Origin of the sequence: Pseudomonas mucoides (assembly GCF_015461845.1) — a bacterium.
GTDB classification, from domain to species: domain Bacteria; phylum Pseudomonadota; class Gammaproteobacteria; order Pseudomonadales; family Pseudomonadaceae; genus Aquipseudomonas; species Aquipseudomonas mucoides.
On the sequence record NZ_JACOPW010000001.1, the window covers coordinates 1,520,421 to 1,539,025 of the forward strand.

General features: G+C 60.1%; 17 protein-coding genes. 12 read left to right on the plus strand and 5 right to left on the minus strand.

Annotated elements, in window-relative coordinates; all coding sequences use genetic code 11:
- Positions 1-37: 37 nt before the first annotated feature.
- Positions 38-916 carry an acyl-CoA dehydrogenase middle domain-containing protein gene (locus tag H8F22_RS07165; RefSeq protein ID WP_027925593.1) on the minus strand — a complete coding sequence of 293 codons (879 nt, stop codon included), beginning with the start codon at positions 914-916 and terminating at the stop codon, positions 38-40.
- Between the two features lie 154 nt (positions 917-1,070).
- Here H8F22_RS07165 and olsB point away from each other — a divergent pair, with 154 nt between their 5' ends.
- Positions 1,071-1,826, plus strand: coding sequence for an L-ornithine N(alpha)-acyltransferase (gene olsB / locus H8F22_RS07170; RefSeq protein ID WP_027925594.1), 756 nt, complete (start codon positions 1,071-1,073; stop codon positions 1,824-1,826).
- Complete coding sequence (locus tag H8F22_RS07175) at positions 1,826-2,617, plus strand: lysophospholipid acyltransferase family protein (RefSeq protein WP_027925595.1); 792 nt, start codon at positions 1,826-1,828, stop codon at positions 2,615-2,617. Before olsB ends, H8F22_RS07175 begins: the two co-directional genes overlap by 1 nt.
- Before the next feature lie 107 nt (positions 2,618-2,724).
- Here the strand turns inward: H8F22_RS07175 and H8F22_RS07180 are convergent, their stop codons facing one another.
- Positions 2,725-3,303, minus strand: coding sequence for an acyl carrier protein phosphodiesterase (locus H8F22_RS07180; protein WP_027925596.1), 579 nt, complete (start codon positions 3,301-3,303; stop codon positions 2,725-2,727).
- A 171-nt stretch (positions 3,304-3,474) separates the two neighbouring features.
- Between H8F22_RS07180 and H8F22_RS07185 the strand changes: the two genes are divergently transcribed.
- From H8F22_RS07185 to H8F22_RS07195, 3 genes are read left to right on the plus strand one after another with little or no spacing between them, the layout of a single operon-like run.
- Positions 3,475-3,777, plus strand: a complete 303-nt coding sequence (locus H8F22_RS07185; RefSeq protein WP_007983055.1) for an ArsR/SmtB family transcription factor — start codon at positions 3,475-3,477, stop codon at positions 3,775-3,777.
- Between the two features lie 34 nt (positions 3,778-3,811).
- Positions 3,812-4,978: an MFS transporter gene (locus H8F22_RS07190; protein WP_027925597.1), complete on the plus strand. Its 1,167-nt coding sequence runs from the start codon at positions 3,812-3,814 to the stop codon at positions 4,976-4,978.
- Between the two features lie 28 nt (positions 4,979-5,006).
- Positions 5,007-6,056, plus strand: a complete 1,050-nt coding sequence (locus H8F22_RS07195; protein ID WP_027925598.1) for an alkene reductase — start codon at positions 5,007-5,009, stop codon at positions 6,054-6,056.
- Positions 6,057-6,279: 223 nt separating this feature from the next.
- Here H8F22_RS07195 and emhR read toward each other — a convergent pair whose 3' ends face one another.
- Entirely contained in the window at positions 6,280-6,912 is a 633-nt protein-coding gene (gene emhR / locus H8F22_RS07200) for an efflux system transcriptional repressor EmhR (RefSeq protein ID WP_027925599.1), read from the minus strand.
- A gap of 265 nt (positions 6,913-7,177) precedes the next feature.
- Between emhR and emhA the strand changes: the two genes are divergently transcribed.
- From emhA to H8F22_RS07235, 7 genes are all read left to right on the plus strand, one after another.
- Positions 7,178-8,335, plus strand: a complete 1,158-nt coding sequence (gene emhA, locus H8F22_RS07205; RefSeq protein WP_027925600.1) for an efflux RND transporter periplasmic adaptor subunit EmhA — start codon at positions 7,178-7,180, stop codon at positions 8,333-8,335.
- A 3-nt stretch (positions 8,336-8,338) separates the two neighbouring features.
- On the plus strand, positions 8,339-11,503 hold the full coding sequence (gene emhB, locus H8F22_RS07210; protein WP_059181498.1) for an efflux RND transporter permease subunit EmhB: 3,165 nt from the start codon (positions 8,339-8,341) through the stop codon (positions 11,501-11,503).
- Positions 11,500-12,960, plus strand: a complete 1,461-nt coding sequence (gene emhC, locus H8F22_RS07215; protein WP_059181499.1) for an efflux RND transporter outer membrane subunit EmhC — start codon at positions 11,500-11,502, stop codon at positions 12,958-12,960. The genes emhB and emhC overlap by 4 nt, the downstream gene beginning before the upstream one ends.
- Positions 12,961-13,397: 437 nt before the next feature.
- The gene (locus H8F22_RS07220) at positions 13,398-14,657 is read left to right on the plus strand and encodes an OprD family porin (protein ID WP_059181500.1); all 1,260 of its coding nucleotides are present in this window, start codon (positions 13,398-13,400) and stop codon (positions 14,655-14,657) included.
- Between the two features lie 192 nt (positions 14,658-14,849).
- On the plus strand, positions 14,850-16,040 hold the full coding sequence (locus H8F22_RS07225; RefSeq protein WP_194939896.1) for an NAD(P)/FAD-dependent oxidoreductase: 1,191 nt from the start codon (positions 14,850-14,852) through the stop codon (positions 16,038-16,040).
- A gap of 26 nt (positions 16,041-16,066) precedes the next feature.
- A complete protein-coding gene (locus H8F22_RS07230; RefSeq protein WP_194939897.1) occupies positions 16,067-16,435 on the plus strand; it encodes a DUF1641 domain-containing protein in 369 nt (122 codons plus the stop codon).
- A gap of 20 nt (positions 16,436-16,455) precedes the next feature.
- A complete protein-coding gene (locus H8F22_RS07235) occupies positions 16,456-17,274 on the plus strand; it encodes a methyltransferase domain-containing protein (protein ID WP_059181502.1) in 819 nt (272 codons plus the stop codon).
- Between the two features lie 129 nt (positions 17,275-17,403).
- On the opposite strand, the gene pcaC is transcribed toward H8F22_RS07235, so the two are convergent.
- The gene (pcaC, locus tag H8F22_RS07240) at positions 17,404-17,796 is read right to left on the minus strand and encodes a 4-carboxymuconolactone decarboxylase (RefSeq protein WP_027925607.1); all 393 of its coding nucleotides are present in this window, start codon (positions 17,794-17,796) and stop codon (positions 17,404-17,406) included.
- 13 nt (positions 17,797-17,809) lie between these two features.
- Positions 17,810-18,598 (minus strand): 3-oxoadipate enol-lactonase, encoded by a 789-nt coding sequence (pcaD, locus tag H8F22_RS07245; protein WP_194939898.1) that lies wholly within the window; start codon positions 18,596-18,598, stop codon positions 17,810-17,812.
- Positions 18,599-18,605: the final 7 nt, after the last annotated feature.

Sequence of the window (18,605 nt, forward strand, 5' to 3'; positions counted from 1 at the left end):
CAAACTGTAGGAGTGAGCCTGCTCACGATGGGGCCCTTTAATTCACGGCTAATGCCTTGGCCAACCGCTTACCTCTGGCACCCGCCGCCAAATCCATCACCGCCTGATCCCGCTGCCACATCGCCGCCCAATGCCCCGGCCCATCGGCCAACGCCAGATCAATTTCAACCTTGAGCCCCTCGAACTGCGCAAACAACCCACCCAACAACACATGCCCGGCCGCATTGTTCGGTGCCTGACGGCTGACTTCCGCGCACCCGGCCAGCAGCGCCAGTAACCGCAACTGCAACGCTTGCGGCCAGTCGCTGTCCTGGCCAATGCCATACAGCCACGCCGTCATGGCGCTCAATACGTACACATCTTCAAGGGTGCGGAACGGTTTGACGTAGGCATCCCAACCATCCCCCGCCAACAACTCGCACTGGGCATTGTCGAGAAACAAGCGGCCATGACTGATGTCCGGCATCAGCGGGATCGCCGGCAGCTTTTCCAGGCGCACGCCGGGTTCATCGGGATAGACCACCGCCAGGCTCAGGCTTACAGGGTCGCCGGGCGCTTCACTGCGGGCAGCGATCAGCAGCCATTCGGCGGCATCACCGGCGGTGACGAAATCCTTGCGCCCGCTCAGGCGCAAATCCGTGAGACGGGTTTGCATGTCCGCCGGTCGCAGGCTGCGCTGTTCGGTCGCACACAGCGCGCCGAGGCTCAGCGGCGCGCTCGGCCAGAGCATGCGCAACGCTGCCTGATACCCCACCAGAAACGCCAGCCCCGGCGTGGCCATCAAACGCCCGCCAGCCACGGCCAGTTCAAACGGCGTCACCGTGCCCAACTGGTGCAACAAGGTCACGAAACCTTCCGCCAGATCCGGGTTGGCGGGCAGGCGTTCTTGGCGGTTCAACAGGTTTTGCCAGGGCATAAGAGGCTCCTCGTGGGCTGTCATATAAGCATCACCAAAGCTTAATGGCGATGACACCGGGGCTACATAGCCTGACCTTGCACAAAACGGCTGCATAAAGAAAGTCGATCCGCTGTAACCCAAGACGGGTGAGCAGCCCGCACGGAGAATCGCCATGACTCAGATCGCCCGCATCCGCGACACCGGCAACGACCGCCGCCTGCAAGCCGAACGCCTGATCGGCAGCGAGGCCTTGCAGGAAGCCCAGGCCTTGCGCTTCAACGTGTTCAGCGGCGAGTTCAACGCCAAGCTGAAGGGCGCTGAGCTGGGTCTGGACATGGATGACTATGATGTTCATTGCGCCCACATCGGCGTGCGTGACTTGAATACCGGGCGCCTGGTGGCGACCACCCGTTTGCTCGATCACACGGCGGCCAGCAGCCTGGGCAAGTTTTACAGCGAAGAAGAATTCAGCCTGCACGGCCTGGTGCATCTCAAAGGCCCGATCCTGGAAATCGGCCGCACCTGCGTCGACCCGGCCTACCGCAACGGCGGCACCATCGCTGTGCTCTGGGGTGAACTGGCCGAAGTATTGAATCAGGGCGGCTACAGCTATTTGATGGGCTGCGCGAGCATCCCGATGCAGGACGGCGGCATCCAGGCCCACGCGATCATGCAGCGCCTGCGCGAACGCTACCTGTGCACCGAACACCTGCGCGCCGAGCCGAAAAAGCCGCTGCCGACGCTGGATATTCCTTCTAACGTGATCGCCGAAATGCCGCCGCTGCTCAAGGCCTACATGCGCCTCGGCGCGAAGATCTGCGGCGAGCCTTGCTGGGACGAAGATTTCCAGGTGGCCGACGTGTTCATCCTGCTCAAGCGCGACGAGCTCTGCCCGCGTTACGCCAAGCACTTCAAGGCGGCGATGTGATGAACCGGTTGCGGGTGTACGCGCGGATTGCGCGAGTGCTGGTGGTGGTCGCGCTGGGATTGAGCATGGCCTGCGTGTTCGGTCTGTTCGAGCGCATGGGCATCGCCCACTCGATGGTCCGCCGCCAACGCTGGTCGCGATTTTTCATGACGCGGTTGAGCAATGCCCTGCCCTTCCACGTGACTGTTCAGGGTGAATTGCCCAAGCAACCGATGCTCTGGGTCAGTAATCATGTGTCCTGGACTGACATCCCGCTGCTGGGCATGCTCACGCCGATGTCGTTCCTGTCCAAGGCCGAAGTGCGCACCTGGCCGGTGGCGGGCTGGTTGGCGGCCAAGGCTGGCAGTCTGTTTATTCGTCGTGGGTCGGGCGATAGTCAACTGATCCGCAAACAAATGACCCGCCACCTGGAACAGGAGCATCCGCTGCTGATGTTCCCGGAAGGCACCACCACCGATGGCCGGTCGTTGCGTACCTTTCATGGTCGCTTGCTGTCGGCGGCAATTGATTCAGAGGTGCAGCTGCAACCGGTGGCGATTCGTTATTTGCGTGACGGTCAGCTCGACACCTTGGCACCGTTCATTGGCGACGATGATCTGCTGTCGCATTTGATGCGCTTGTTTGCCAATGACCGGGGGGATGTGGAGATTCACCTGCTCAAGCCGATTGCTTGCGAAGGTCGCGAACGTGCAGCGCTGGCGTTCGAAGCGCAGCAAGCGGTGCAGAAAGCGTTGTTTGGGGCGATTGCGGAGAAGCAGCCAATCCCGATGCGCCCGGCCATCGCTGCTTAAACACACATCCCCTGTAGGAGTGAGCCAGCTCGCGATAGCGGTCTTTCATTCACATCATTGTTGAATGTTATGCCGCCATCGCGAGCAGGCTCACGCCTACATTGGGTTCAAGGTGTTGGGTAGTGTTGGGCAAAGGTTTGGAGCTGTGGGTAGAACAGCCTGAAATCGTCACTCAACGGTTCATACAACACCCGCAATTCCTGCATCGCCCCCGCCAGTTCCTCCGGCCGGGTCAACCGCCGAGAAATCCCCCGCAGCACCTGTTCCAGCACCTCGAATTCCTGATACGACCCCAACCAGTCATTCGCCACCATGTGCGGCGCGATGCTCGCCAACCGTTCCGGCAACTGCGGCTCGGCCGCCAGCACCCGGTACACATCCGACGTGAACAACTCCAGCGGCCGGTCGGCGTACAGCGTCCAGTCCCGTGCCAGGCAGTGGTCGAAAAACACGTCGAGCACGATCCCGGCGTAACGCCGGCGTGTCGTGGAAAACCGCGACAACGCAACATCCACCAGCGGATGGCGGTCGGTAAACACGTCGATGCTGCGGTGCAGCTGAATGGCCGCCTCGATCTCCGGCGCGTATTGCCCTTGCAGCCGTCCTTTGACGAAATCGCCATAGAGACTGCCGAGCCATTGACCGGGACGCTGGCCACCGAGGTGAAGATGTGCGAGATAGTTCATAGGCGCAGCTTAGCACTGCGCCTTTGGATCTTTACATCCCACGTATCGTTATAACTCGATATACCGAATTGTTAGCGGCTCAGAGCCAAATCATATTTGTATATCGCGAAATACCGATTTAAAGTTCGCCTCATCGCGATATAGCGTTTTAACCATCACGAGCTCACCCCCATGACCATTAATCTCGACGAAATAATAAAAGCCCTGGCACACCCAGTACGGCGAGAAATCCTGCACTGGCTCAAAGACCCTACCGTCGAATTTCCTGACCAGTCCCACAGCAACGAGCACGGCGTTTGTGCCGGGCAGATCGATCAACGTTGCGGCTTGTCGCAGTCCACGGTGTCCGCGCACCTGGCGACGCTGCAACGCGCCGGCCTGATCAGCAGCCGCAAAGTCGGCCAGTGGCATTTTTTCAAACGTAATGAGGAAACCATCCAGGAATTCCTCAAGACCTTCAGTAAAGAGCTCTGACCCTTAACGTCAGTCAGCCGACAAGGAATCAACAATGCCCCTCTCGCTTCTCATACTGGCCTTGAGTGCCTTCGCCATCGGCACCACCGAGTTCGTCATCATGGGCCTGCTGCCCGATGTGGCGGCTGACCTCGGTGTGTCGATCCCCGGCGCTGGCTGGTTGGTGACCGGTTACGCCCTGGGCGTGGCCATCGGGGCGCCGTTCATGGCGCTGGCCACCGCCCGACTGCCGCGCAAGGCTGCACTGGTGGCGTTGATGGGGATCTTCATCATCGGCAACTTGCTCTGCGCCCTCGCCAGTGACTACAACGTGTTGATGTTTGCACGCGTTGTCACGGCGCTCTGCCACGGTGCCTTCTTCGGTATCGGTTCGGTGGTGGCGGCAGGCCTGGTGCCGGCCAACAAACGCGCTTCGGCCGTGGCCTTGATGTTCACCGGCCTGACCCTGGCCAACGTGCTCGGCGTGCCACTGGGCACCGCGCTCGGCCAACAGGCCGGCTGGCGCTCGACCTTCTGGGCCGTGACGGTAATTGGTGTGATCGCCCTGATTGGCCTGATCCGCTTCCTGCCGGCCAAGCGTGATGAAGAAAAACTCGACATGCGTGCCGAACTGGCTGCGCTCAAGGGTGCCGGGATCTGGTTGTCCCTGAGCATGACTGCGCTGTTCGCGGCCTCGGTCTTCACCCTCTTCACTTACGTCGCGCCGTTGCTGGGCGAAGTTACCGGCGTCTCGCCACGTGGCGTGACCTGGACCCTGATGCTCATCGGCCTGGGCCTGACCGTCGGCAACATCATCGGCGGCAAACTGGCGGACAAAGGCATGGCTGCGACGCTGATTGGTGTGTTCATCAGCATGGCCGTGGTCTCCACCGTGCTGACGTGGACCAGTGTTGCGCTGATCCCGACCGAAATCACCCTGTTCCTCTGGGCCACCGCGTGTTTTGCCGCCGTGCCGGCCCTGCAAGTGAACGTGGTGACCTTTGGCAAAGCGGCACCGAACCTGGTGTCGACCCTGAACATCGGCGCTTTCAACATTGGCAACGCCCTCGGTGCCTGGGTCGGCGGCAGTGTCATCGCCCACGGCTTCGGCCTGACCAGCGTACCGCTCGCGGCTGCCGCACTGGCGGTACTCGCCCTGCTGGTGACCCTGATTACTTTCCGCCAGAGCGGCAATCCCGAACTGGCTCCAGCGACTCACTAATCCACTTGAACCTCACGAGGGTGTTTTCATGACGACTATTTTCGATCCGATCAAACTGGGCGACATCGAGTTGGCCAACCGCATCATCATGGCGCCGCTGACCCGTTGCCGCGCCGACGAAGGCCGCGTGCCAAACGCGCTGATGGCCGAATACTACGTCCAGCGCGCTTCCGCCGGCCTGATTCTCAGCGAGGCCACCTCGGTCACGCCAATGGGTGTCGGCTACCCGGACACCCCGGGCATCTGGTCCAACGACCAGGTCCGTGGCTGGGCTAACGTGACCAAAGCGATCCATGGCGCGGGCGGCAAGATTTTCCTGCAACTGTGGCACGTCGGCCGGGTGTCCCACACCTCGTACCTGAACGGCGAAGCGCCGGTCGCACCGAGCGCCATTCAGCCAAAAGGTCACGTCAGCCTGGTTCGCCCATTGGCCGACTATCCAACGCCGCGTGCCCTGGAAACCGCTGAAATCGCCGACATCATCGACGCTTACCGCACCGGTGCCGAGAACGCCAAGGCTGCCGGTTTTGACGGCGTGGAAATCCACGGCGCCAACGGTTACCTGCTCGACCAGTTCCTGCAAAGCAGCACTAACCAGCGCACCGACAACTATGGCGGTTCCCTGGAAAACCGTGCGCGCCTGCTGCTGGAAGTGACCGACGCAGCCATCGAAGTCTGGGGCGCCGGCCGCGTGGGTGTGCACCTGGCACCGCGTGCTGACTCCCATGACATGGGCGACGACAACCTGGCCGAAACCTTCACCTACGTCGCTCGCGAACTGGGCAAGCGTGGCATCGCCTTCATCTGCTCCCGCGAGAAAGAAGCCGGCGACAGCCTCGGCCCACAACTGAAAGAAGCCTTCGGCGGCCCGTACATCGCCAACGAACGCTTCACCAAGGACAGCGCCAACGCCTGGTTGGCCAGCGGCAAGGCCGATGCGGTCGCCTTTGGTGTGCCGTTCATCGCCAACCCGGACTTGCCGGCCCGTTTGAAGGCCGATGCGCCGCTGAACGAAGCACGTCCAGAACTGTTCTACGCAAAAGGCCCGGTCGGTTACATCGACTACCCTGCGCTGTAAGCATCCGTCACTGAAATGCAAAAAGCCCCGACTCGTGAGAGCCGGGGCTTTTTGGTTTTTAACGTGGCGTGATCACACACGTTCACATCCAAGACACAAAATTCCTACAAAATACGTAGCTCGCTACCTGTCATCCTGGCGAGCGTCCGTATATAAAAGCACCCTATGGCATCGGCACCCGCCTGGAAAGTTGACAGTGGCGACGCCGATTACGCATTTTGTTTCATTTGCGCAGGCTTGGGCTCAAGCGCAGCATGTCCAGCCCGGTCTCGACCCAACGCTCGGCTTCGGCGTGCAATTGAAAACTGTCGGGGGCCAGCAACCACTTGTACAGGATGCCATCGATGTACGCGTGCAGGCTGATGGCCGCGCGCGCCGTGTCGAGGTCTGCGGGCATTTGCCCCCGATTCACGGCATTACGCAGGGCCAGGCCGATGCGCACATTGCAATCAAGGCTGGCCGTCAGGCGCTGTTGGCGCAGATCGCACATTTCATCGGTGAATTCGCACTTATGAAACAGAATCTCATTAATGCGTCGGGTTTTCGGGTCCAGTGCAACTTGATGAAACAAATGAATCAGCAGCTTGCGCATGCAGCCGAGCGGGTCGAGTTCTTCTTCGCTTTCGCTGGCCCTGGCCATCTCATCCAGTGGCTCATGCAAGGTATCCAGCATGGCCTGCACCAGATCGGCCTTGTTGCTGAAATGCCAGTAGATGGCACCGCGAGTCACGCCGGCCAGGGTCGCGATGTCCGCCAGTGTCGTGCGTGCCACGCCCCTTTCATAAAAGGCTTTCTCTGCCGCTTCGAGTATCTGGGCGCGGGTTTCTTGAGCTTCCTCTTTGGTGCGACGGACCATGGCAGTAAAACCTCAATCAGGATGCTTCAGTGATGTCTGAACATCAGCTGAATAAAAGTGGAGCGTTCGCTCTTGGGCGCCGTCCCCGTCTTAGAATTCAAACCTTCGAACGGCTTTTGTAGCGAAGTGGGTACACAGCCAAGGTGTTTACAAACAACCATGAACGTAAGTATATTCCTTAGCAAGCTACTTATCCACTCAGCACCCTATTTTTACCCTTCCACCTTTCTAGTGCGCACTTTGCGCGCCTGACCCGAGGATTTTCATGCAATTCAAGCCAGCTGTTACCGCTCTGGTCACTGCCGTCGCCTTGGCATCGCTGCTCAGCGGATGCAAAAAGGAAGAAGCGGCACCAGCCGCACCGCCTCCTCAGGTCGGCGTCGTTACCCTGCAACCGCAAACGTTTACGCTGACGTCCGACCTGCCGGGCCGTACCAGCGCGTACCGCATCGCCGAAGTGCGTCCTCAGGTGAACGGCATCATTCTCAAGCGCATGTTCAAGGAAGGCGGCGACGTCAAGATTGGCCAACAGCTCTATCAGATCGATTCGTCGGTGTATGACGCCACCCTGAAAAGTGCCGAAGCCAACCTGCAACAGACCAAGTCGATCTCCGACCGCTACAAGCAACTGGTCAACGAGCAAGCCGTCAGCCGTCAGGAATACGACACGGCCGTGGCCAACCGCCTGCAATCGGAAGCCGCCTTGCAAACCGCCCAGATCAACGTGCGCTACACCAAGGTCTACGCGCCGCTGACCGGTCGTATCGGTCGCTCGAACGTGACCGAAGGCGCGCTGGTCACCAGCGGCCAGGCCGATCCGATGGCAGTGATCCAGCAAATCGACCCGATCTACGTCGACGTGACGCAGTCCTCGGTGGAATTGCTGCAACTGCGCCGTGAACTGGAAAGCGGTCGCCTGCAAAAGGCTGGCGACAACGCGGCAACGGTCAAGCTGACCCTCGAAGACGGCAGCCAGTACAAGCTGGACGGCAAGCTCGAATTCTCCGAAGTCTCGGTTGATCAGACCACCGGTTCCGTGACCTTGCGCGCCGTGTTCCCGAACCCGGAACACACCCTGCTACCGGGCATGTTCGTGCACGCCCAGTTGCAGTCCGGTGTGAACGCAGCAGCCATTCTGGCGCCGCAACAAGGCGTGACCCGTGACCTGAAAGGCACCCCGACTGCACTGGTCGTCGGTCCTGACAACAAGGTCGAGTTGCGTCAGCTCAAGGCCAGCCGCACCGTCGGCAGCCAATGGCTGATCGAGGACGGCCTGAAGGCAGGCGATCGCCTGATCACCGAAGGGCTGCAATTCGTCAAACCTGGTATCGAAGTCAAAGCCAGTGAAGCGACCAACGTTGGCGTAAAGAACCCGGCCCCCGCACAGGCAGCTGATAAGGCTTCCAGCGGCAAAGGGGAGTAAACCATGTCGAAATTTTTTATCGACCGTCCGATTTTCGCCTGGGTAATTGCCCTGGTGATCATGCTGGTCGGGGCACTATCGATCCTCAAGCTGCCGATCAACCAATACCCGAGCATCGCGCCTCCGGCGATCGCCATCTCTGTGACCTACCCGGGTGCTTCGGCACAAACGGTACAGGACACCGTGGTGCAGGTGATCGAGCAACAGCTCAACGGCATCGACCACTTGCGTTATGTGTCCTCGGAAAGTAACTCCGACGGCACCATGACCATCACCGCGACCTTCGAGCAAGGCACCAACTCCGATACCGCGCAGGTTCAGGTCCAGAACAAGCTGAACCTGGCCACCCCGCTGCTGCCGCAAGAAGTGCAGCAGCAAGGTATCCGCGTGACCAAGGCCGTGAAGAACTTCCTGTTGGTCATCGGCGTGGTCTCGCGTGACGGCAGCATGACCAAGGACGACTTGTCCAACTACATCGTGTCGAACATGCAGGACCCGATCTCGCGGACCGCCGGCGTCGGCGACTTCCAGGTGTTCGGTTCCCAGTACGCCATGCGTATCTGGCTCGACCCGGCCAAGTTGAACAACTTCAACCTGACCCCGGTTGACGTCAAAACCGCCATTGCCGCACAAAACGTGCAGATCTCGTCCGGTCAACTCGGCGGTTTGCCGGCCCTGCCCGACACGCAGCTGAACGCCACGATTATCGGCAAGACCCGTCTGCAGACCGCTGAGCAATTCAATAAAATCCTGCTCAAGGTCAACAAGGACGGCTCTCAGGTTCGCTTGAAAGATGTCGCCGACGTGGGTCTGGGCGGTGAAAACTACAGCATCAACGCCCAGTTCAACGGCGCTCCGGCGTCCGGCCTGGCCGTGAAGCTGGCCACCGGCGCCAACGCCCTGGATACCGCCACAGCCCTGCGCAAGACCATCGACGACCTCAAGCCGTTCTTCCCGCAAGGGATGGAAGTGGTGTTTCCGTATGACACCACTCCAGTGGTGACCGAGTCGATCAAAGGTGTGGTTCACACGTTGGTCGAAGCCGTCGTGCTGGTGTTCCTGGTGATGTTCCTGTTCCTGCAAAACTTCCGCGCCACCATCATCACCACGATGACCGTGCCGGTGGTACTGCTCGGTACATTCGGCATCCTCGCGGCCGCCGGTTTCAGCATCAACACCCTGACCATGTTCGGTATGGTCCTGGCCATCGGCTTGCTGGTGGACGACGCCATCGTCGTGGTGGAAAACGTCGAACGGGTCATGAGTGAAGAAGGCCTGTCACCCAAGGAGGCCACCAAGAAATCCATGGGGCAGATCCAGGGCGCACTGGTCGGTATCGCCATGGTGCTGTCGGCGGTTCTGCTGCCAATGGCGTTCTTCAGCGGCTCCACCGGCGTGATCTACAAGCAGTTCTCGATCACCATCGTCTCGGCCATGGCCTTGTCGGTACTGGTTGCACTGATCTTCACACCGGCGCTCTGCGCCACCATGCTCAAGGCCATTCCGAAGGGTGAGCACGGCACACCCAAGCGCGGCTTCTTCGGCTGGTTCAACCGTAATTTCGACCGTGGTGTAAAACGCTACGAGCGCGGCGTGGGCAGCATGCTCGCGCACAAGGCGCCGTACCTGTTGGCCTACCTCATCATCATTGTCGGCATGATCTGGTTGTTCACCCGTATTCCAACAGCGTTCCTGCCGGAAGAAGACCAGGGTGTACTGTTCGCCCAGGTGCAGACGCCGGCCGGTTCAACGGCCCAGCGAACCCAGGTGGTCGTGGACGAGATGCGTGAATTCCTGCTGCGTCCGGGCAAGGATGGCGGTGAAGGCGATGCAGTGAACTCGGTGTTTACCGTAACCGGCTTCAACTTCGCCGGTCGCGGCCAGAGCTCGGGTATGGCGTTCATCATGCTTCGCCCATGGGACGAACGTAACGCCGACAACAACGTGTTCAAGGTAGCGGCCCGTGCACAGCAGCACTTCTTCACCTTCCGCGATGCCATGGTGTTTGCCTTTGCGCCACCGGCGGTACTGGAACTGGGTAACGCCACCGGTTTCGACGTGTTCCTGCAAGACCGTGCCGGCATTGGTCACGAAAAGCTGATGGCTGCCCGTAACCAGTTCCTCGGTATGGCCGCGCAGAGCAAGATTCTGACGCAAGTGCGCCCGAACGGCCTGAACGACGAACCGCAATACCAACTGGAAATCGACGACGAGAAGGCCAGCGCCCTGGGCGTGACCATCGCCGACATCAACAACACCCTGTCGATTGCGTTGGGCAGTAGCTACGTCAACGACTTCATCGACCGTGGTCGAGTGAAGAAGGTGTACGTGCAAGGCCAGCCCGGCTCGCGTATGAGCCCGGAAGACCTGAAGAAATGGTATGTGCGCAACAGCGTCGGCACCATGGTTCCGTTCTCGGCGTTTGCCAAGGGTGAATGGATTTACGGTTCGCCGAAGCTGGCCCGTTACAACGGCGTGGAAGCGATGGAAATCCTCGGTTCCCCGGCGCCGGGCTACTCCACCGGTGAAGCCATGGCCGAAGTCGAAGCCATTGCCGCGAAACTGCCGGCGGGTGTCGGTATTTCCTGGACCGGCCTGTCGTACGAGGAACGCTTGTCCGGTTCGCAAGCGCCAGCGCTGTACGCTCTGTCGTTGCTGATGGTGTTCCTGTGTCTGGCGGCGCTGTACGAAAGCTGGTCGATCCCGATTGCGGTGATGCTGGTGGTGCCGCTGGGGATCATCGGTGCACTGATGGCGACCAGCCTGCGTGGCCTGTCCAACGACGTGTACTTCCAGGTGGGCCTGTTGACGACCATCGGCCTGGCGGCGAAAAACGCCATTCTGATTGTCGAATTTGCAAAGGAACTGCATGAACAAGGGCGTAGCTTGCGCGATGCGGCGATTGAAGCCTGCCGGATGCGTCTGCGACCGATCATCATGACCTCGCTGGCCTTCGTTCTGGGCGTGGTACCCCTGGCGATTTCCACCGGTGCAGGTTCGGGCAGCCAGCATGCCATCGGCACCGGGGTGATTGGCGGTATGATCACCGCCACCGTTCTGGCGATCTTCTGGGTCCCACTGTTCTTCGTCACTGTGTCGTCCATCGGTCAGCGCAAAAAAGTCGACCAGGATGACGCCACTGAAACTCCTAAAGAGGCTGGCCAATGAGCAAGTCGCTACTCTCCCTAGCCGTTGCCGCGTTTGTGCTCGGTGGTTGCTCGCTGATACCTGATTATCAGCAACCTGCGGCACCGGTGGCAGCCCAATACCCGCAAGGCCCGGCGTATTCGCCGGCCCAGGCGCCTGGCCAGGCGGCAGCGGAGCAAGGCTGGAAGCAGTTTTTCCATGACCCGGCCCTGCAACAGTTGATCCAGGTCGCACTGGAAAACAACCGTGACCTGCGTGTCGCTGCCTTGAACATTGACGCCTTTGCAGCGCAGTACCGCATTCAGCGCGCCGACCTGTACCCGGCCGTGTCGGCCAACGGCACCGGCAGCCGTCAGCGCGTTCCGGCTGACGCTTCGCAGTCCGGCCAGGCGGGCATCACCAGTTCCTACTCGGCGACGGTCGGCATCAGTGCCTATGAACTCGACCTGTTCGGTCGGGTTCGCAGCCTGAGCGAAGAAGCGCTGCAGAAGTACTTCGCTACTGAAGAAGGTCGACGCAGCACGCAGCTCAGCCTGGTGGCCAGCGTGGCCAACGCCTACCTGGCCTGGCAAGCCGACAAGGAACTGCTGAAAGTGACCCAGGACACCCTCGGTGCGTTCGAGGAGAGTTACAAGCTCACCGCGCGCAGTGCCGAAGTCGGTGTTGCGTCTGCGCTGGACCTCGCCCAGTCGCGCACCTCGGTGGAAACCGCCCGGGTTCAACTGGCGAAGTACACCCGCCAGGTCGCTCAGGATGAAAACAGCCTGGTGCTCCTGCTTGGCACCGGCATCCCGGCCAACCTGCAAGCGGCCAAGCCACTGTCCGACGATTTGCTGAGCGACGTACCCGCCGGCCTGCCATCGGACTTGCTGCAACGTCGTCCGGACATCCTCCAGGCCGAATACAACCTCAAAGCTGCCAACGCCAACATCGGCGCGGCACGGGCTGCGTTCTTTCCGAGCATCAGCCTGACGGCCAACGCCGGCACCCTGAGCCCGGACTTGTCCGGTCTGTTCAAGGGCGGTTCGGGCACCTGGCTGTTCTCGCCGCAGATCAACCTGCCGATCTTCAACGCCGGCAGCCTGAGCGCCAGCCTGGATTACTCGAAAATCCAGAAAGACATCGGCGTGGCGAACTACGAGAAGTCCATTCAAACGGCCTTCCAGGAAGTCGCCGACGGCCTGGCTGCCCGCGAGACCTACACCCACCAGTTGCAGGCGCAGCGTGACAACGTCACCGCCAACCAGGAGTACTACCGCCTGGCCGAGCGTCGTTACCGCATTGGTGTCGACAGCAACCTGACCTTCCTCGACGCCCAGCGTCAGCTGTTCAACGCGCAACAAGTGCTGATCACTGATCGCCTGGCGCAGTTGGTCAGTGCGGTCAATCTGTACAAGGCCTTGGGCGGTGGCTGGAATGAGCAGACGGCGAAAGTCGAACCGCTCAAAGAAGACGCGCCGAAGATGAAGTTGTTCTGATCGCGTTATGAAAAACATCAAGCCCACCTTTTGGTGGGCTTTTTGTTGTCTGCCGAACACTGTGTTGTCAGCACTGGCCTCATCGCGGGCAAGCCCGCTCCCACAGTGGATTTCTGTGTGTATGTGATTTGCGGCAAACATAGAAACCTGTGGGAGCGGGCTTGCCCGCGATGAGGCCCGCGCAAACGACACAAAATCTAATCCAATCTTACGTTCGATTATCGCCCAAAACCCGCTTTTGCCAATTGAACCAGCTGGTTCATTCCCCTCACCATCTGCCCCCACAAGACCAATAACATCAGGTTCGACACCATGTCTCCGCGCCCTGCCCTGTCCGGCTGATCCGTTCCGATTTTCACAACTTCGAATCCTTTGTCCGCAATTCCGACGTTGCGGCAGCGCCCTGTTTCATCCCTAACAATTAGAGAGACCGCCCCATGACGCCTTCCACCGCGCAGTATTATCTTCCCAGCCTAATCGCCATCGCCCTGGCCAGCGCTGCCCTGCCTGTCATGGCCGAGGAAGCGGGTTTTGTCGACGGCGCCAAGGTCAACCTGAACCTGCGCAACTTCTACATCAACCGCAATTTCACCAACCCGACCAAGGCTCAAGGCAAGGCTGAAGAGTGGACGCAAAGTTTCATCCTCGACGCCAAATCCGGCTTCACCCAGGGCACTGTCGGTTTCGGTATGGATGTGTTGGGTTTGTATTCAGTGAAGCTCGACGGCGGCAAAGGCACCGGCGGTACGCAGTTGCTGCCACTGGACCATGACGGACGCCCGGCGGACAACTTCGGTCGCACCAACGTCGCGTTCAAGGCCAAGCTGTCCCAGACTGAAGTCAAGGTCGGTGAATGGATGCCGGTGCTGCCCATCCTGCGTTCAGACGATGGTCGCTCCCTGCCACAAACCTTCCGTGGCGGCCAGATCACCTCGAAGGAAATCGCCGGCCTGACGCTTTACGGCGGCCAGTTCCGCGCCAACAGCCCACGCGACGACAGCAGCATGAGCGACATGTCGATGAACGGGAAACCGGCCTTCACCTCCGACCGCTTCAACTTCCAGGGCGGTGAATACGCCTTCAACGACAAGCGCACCCAGATTGGCCTGTGGAACGCCGAACTCAAGGACATCTACAGCCAGCAATTCGTCAATCTGATCCACAGCCAGCCACTGGGCGACTGGACCCTGGGCGCCAACCTCGGCTTTTTCTACGGCAAGGATGACGGCAGCGCCCGCGCCGGCGATCTCGACAACAAGACCTGGTCTGGCCTGTTCTCGGCCAAATACGGCGGCAACACCTTCTACGTCGGCCTGCAAAAACTCACTGGCGACAGCGCCTGGATGCGCGTCAACGGCACCAGCGGCGGCACCCTGGCCAACGACAGCTACAACGCCAGTTATGACAACGCACAGGAAAAATCCTGGCAGGTGCGCCACGACTACAACTTCGTCGCCCTCGGCATTCCGGGCCTGACCCTGATGAACCGCTACATCAGCGGCGACAACGTCCACACCGGCACCGTCACCGACGGCAAGGAATGGGGCCGCGAGTCGGAACTGGGCTACACCGTGCAAAGCGGCGCGCTGAAGGACTTCAACGTCAAATGGCGCAACTCGACCATCCGCCGCGACTTCAGCAACAACGAATTCGACGAGAACCGGTTGATCGTCAGCTATCCGATCAGTTTGTTATAAAACTCAGCGCCGGCATGCGCGCTCAGGTAATGCCGGCGCTAACCACTGGTCACTTGGTACTGGCGGTTTGCACAAGCGCAGATACAGTCAGGCTGTGCGTTTAAATTCTCCAGCCTGATGTAGGAGCCCCATTTTTTCTTCCGTTATCTCCGGATGCTGTACGCGAAGCTGCCATGACCACGGAGGTCAGGTATGAGCAAGCGAATAGTTATCGTCGGTGGCGGCGTAGGTGGAACCATGCTGGCCAATCAACTGGCCAGCAAGTTGTATCCAGAAATCCTGCGTGGCGAAGTCTCGATTGCATTACTGTCCAATTCCCCCGATCACTTCTACAAACCTGCGTTCATGTATGTGGCGTTCAATCAGTTCTTTGAAGAAGAACTCAAGCGCCCGGAACGTTCATTGTTGCGCCCGGAAATCAGCTTTCACATCGAGGAAGTCATACACTTCGATTTTCCCGGCCAAAGCCTGAAAACCCGCAGCGGCAAATGTTATGGCTATGACTTTATGGTCATCGCCACCGGTTGCGTACCCGCACCGGAGCGTATCGAAGGCTTGAAAGAAGCCGGCGACCACTTCTACCAATATCAACCCGCCCGGCAACTGGCAGAACGCCTGAGCACGATCAAGAAGGGCCGGATTTTCATCACAGTGTCCTTTCCGCACACACCCAACGTGCCGCATCAATGCGGCATTGCCCCGGTGGAAACCACGCTGATGCTCGATGATTTTCTGCGGCTTCGGGGTGTACGCGACCAGGTGGAAATCGTCTACACCTACCCGACCACCGCTCAGCTGCTGCGCAACTGCCTGTTTCTGCAAAGGCCTACGGGAGAAATACTGCCCGGCATTTTCGAGCAGAAAAACATTCACTTCCAACGCGGCTTCACCCTCGACCGGGTCGATCCGGATCAGAAGATCGCCTACTCGGCAGAAGGCGACGCGCAACCGTTCGACATCCTGATGGCAACGCCACCGATCCGCGCCGTGGATGCAGTGCTGGAGTGCGGCGTTTCGCAAGCCCCGAATAACGAAGGCTGGCTGCCGACTAACCACGAAACCCTGCAGGTTTATGGCCTCGAAAACGTCTACGTGATTGGCGACACCGTCGACCTGCCGGTGAGCAAGGCCGGAGGCGCCTGCCACAACCAGGCGCCGGTGATCGCCAACAATATTACCGCGCAGATTCGCCTTGGCGCGCCCCACAGCGTCTATGACGGGCGTGTTCAGGCCGTCGCGCAAATGGGCCTCAATGCCGGCATGCCACTGGTGTACAACTATGCCCGTGACGTGTCGCCGACTCCGCCGACCAAACTTGGCGGCCTGCTCAGGCATGGCTTCAATCGTGGCCTGTATTGGGCGGTTGCCCGCGGAATGCTTTGACCCTGCACAGGGAGGAGTGAACGGTGATGAACTCATTGGATGAAACACTGGCGGTCGGTGCGACCGGAACGCCGGGGCTGAACGCCTTGATGGCCAAACTTCAGCCGTTGCTCGACGGCGGGCGGCTGGACAATATTGTCGATGCGCTGTCGCTGGTCTCGGACATGATCGACCTGCTGGACCCTGCAATGGTAGAAAAACTGGCGCAGCTGTTCGAAAACGCCACGGCGTCCACCTGGATGATTGGCAATGCCGTGCGCCTGGCCAAAGCCGAGGTCAGCGCCGCCGCCCCACCAGGCGCCTATGCGCTGATCAAAATGCTGAACGATCCGGACACACGCAAAGGCGTGGCGGTTGTCCTGAAATCCCTGAATGTCATCGGAAGGCAACTGTAATCGCCAGAGAGGATCACCTCATGAGCGTCAAACTCGAAACGGCAGGGAACGCCTGTACTCACTGGGACGCCAAGGCGTACCAGCAGTTTTCCCGCCTCAGGCAACGACCGGTCAACGAACTGCTCGACCGTGTCGACATCAAGAACCCCCGTCGCATCTACGACCTGGGCTGCGGCACGGGCATTGCGACACAGCTGCTGGCCAAGCGTTGGCCCCGCGCGCACTTGATGGGTATCGACAGTTCTGAGCAAATGCTTCAGGAGGCCAGAGCCTTGCCGATCAGGGCCCACTGGAAGCAGTGCGACCTGCAAAACTGGCAGCCCGAACAACCCGCCGATCTGCTATTTGCCGCCGCCGTGCTGCATTTCATCGACGATCATCAACGGCTGTTGCCCCGATTGCTCACACACCTCGACCCGGGCGGTTGTCTGGCGGCGCACATGCCTGACTGGCGGGATGCGCCGTGGTATCAGCTGATGCTCGAAACCCTCGACGATGGCGGCCACAACGGTCAGCCGTTGGGCACACCGCAGTTGCGTGAAACCATGGCCCGGCGGCCACTGTTGTCGTTGGAGGACTACTACCGATTGCTGGCGCCGCTCTGTGCCACGCTGGATATCTGGGAAACCGAGCAGCTACAGGTGGTTGACGGCAAGTCGCCGATTTATGACTGGATCAAGGTGTCGGCGTTAAGGGAGGTCATGCAGGGATTGAAGGATGACGAACAGGCGAGGTTCATCTATCACTTCATGATGCGGGTGCATGCGCAATATCCGCGGGAGGGGGATGGGCACACGTTGTTTCCGTTCAAGCGGGTTTTCATTGTGGCTACTGTGTAAGCCATGGCATCGCTATCGCGAGCAGGCTCACTCCTACAGTTGACCGAGTTCCTCCCGGAAGAATGCGGTCTGATGTAGGAGCGAGCCTGCTCGCGAAGGCCTCAGCTCAGGCACCATCAAAACCCGAGGTCACTCCCGCGATTCAACCCCCAACTCATCCCAAACCGACTCCGCCAAATGGAACGTCGCATTCGCCGCCGGGATGCCGCAGTAGATTGCGCTCTGCATGATCACTTCCTTGATCTCGCCACGGGATACGCCATTATTGGCGGCGGCGCGCAGGTGCAATTTCAGTTCTTCATTGCGGTTCATGCCGATCAGCATGGCAAGGGTGATCAGGCTGCGAGTGTGGCGCGGCAGGCCCGGGCGGGTCCAGATATCACCCCAGGCGTGGCGGGTAATCATCTCCTGGAACTCCGAGTTGAACTCGGTCAGGGCGGTCAGGCTGCGGTCGACGTGAGCGTCGCCGAGTACTGCGCGACGGACTTTCATGCCCTCGTCGTAACGTTGTTTTTCGTCCACAACCATCCCCTTACTAAGCTGACAAAAACGCCAACACCCGCGCGCTGAACGCGGCGCCGGCCTGGACGTTGGACAAGTGTGCGGCGTAGAACTCGGCGTATTCGGCGCCCGCCACGTGCTCTTGAATGAAGTGCCCACCGGACGGCGGCGTCACGGCGTCTTCGGTGCCGGCGATCACCAGCAGCGGCGCCTTGATCGACGACAACTGATCACGGAAATCGGCATCCCGCACGGCTGCGCAATTGGCGGCGTACCCCTCTGGCGACGTGGCGGCCAGCATGTCGGTGATTCGCTTCGCGGCAGACGGATTGGCGGCAGCAAAGTCCGGAGTAAACCAGCGCGCAATCGAGGCATCGCGCAGCGCGACCATCGCGGCCGGACCGTCACGCAGCACGGTTTCAATGCGCGGGTTCCAGATCGACGGATCGCCGATTTTCGCCGCGGTGTTGCACACCACCAGTTTGCTCAGTCGATCAGCGGCGTTGATCCCCAGCCATTGGCCGATCAAGCCACCCATGGACAACCCGCAGAAATGCGCACGCTCAATATGCAAGGCATCCAGCAGCGCCAGCACGTCATGGCCCAGTTGCTTGATGCTGTACGGGCCGGGGGTCACCAGAGACAGGCCGTGGCCACGGGTGTCGAAACGCAACACCCGGAAGTGTTCGGTGAACGCTGCAATCTGTGCGTCCCACATGTGCAGGTCGGTGCCCAGCGAGTTGGACAGCACCAGGACCGGTGCATCTTCAGGCCCCTCTATTTGGTAGTGCAGTTCGCCCTCGGCGAGTTGTACAAAAGCCACAGCAATC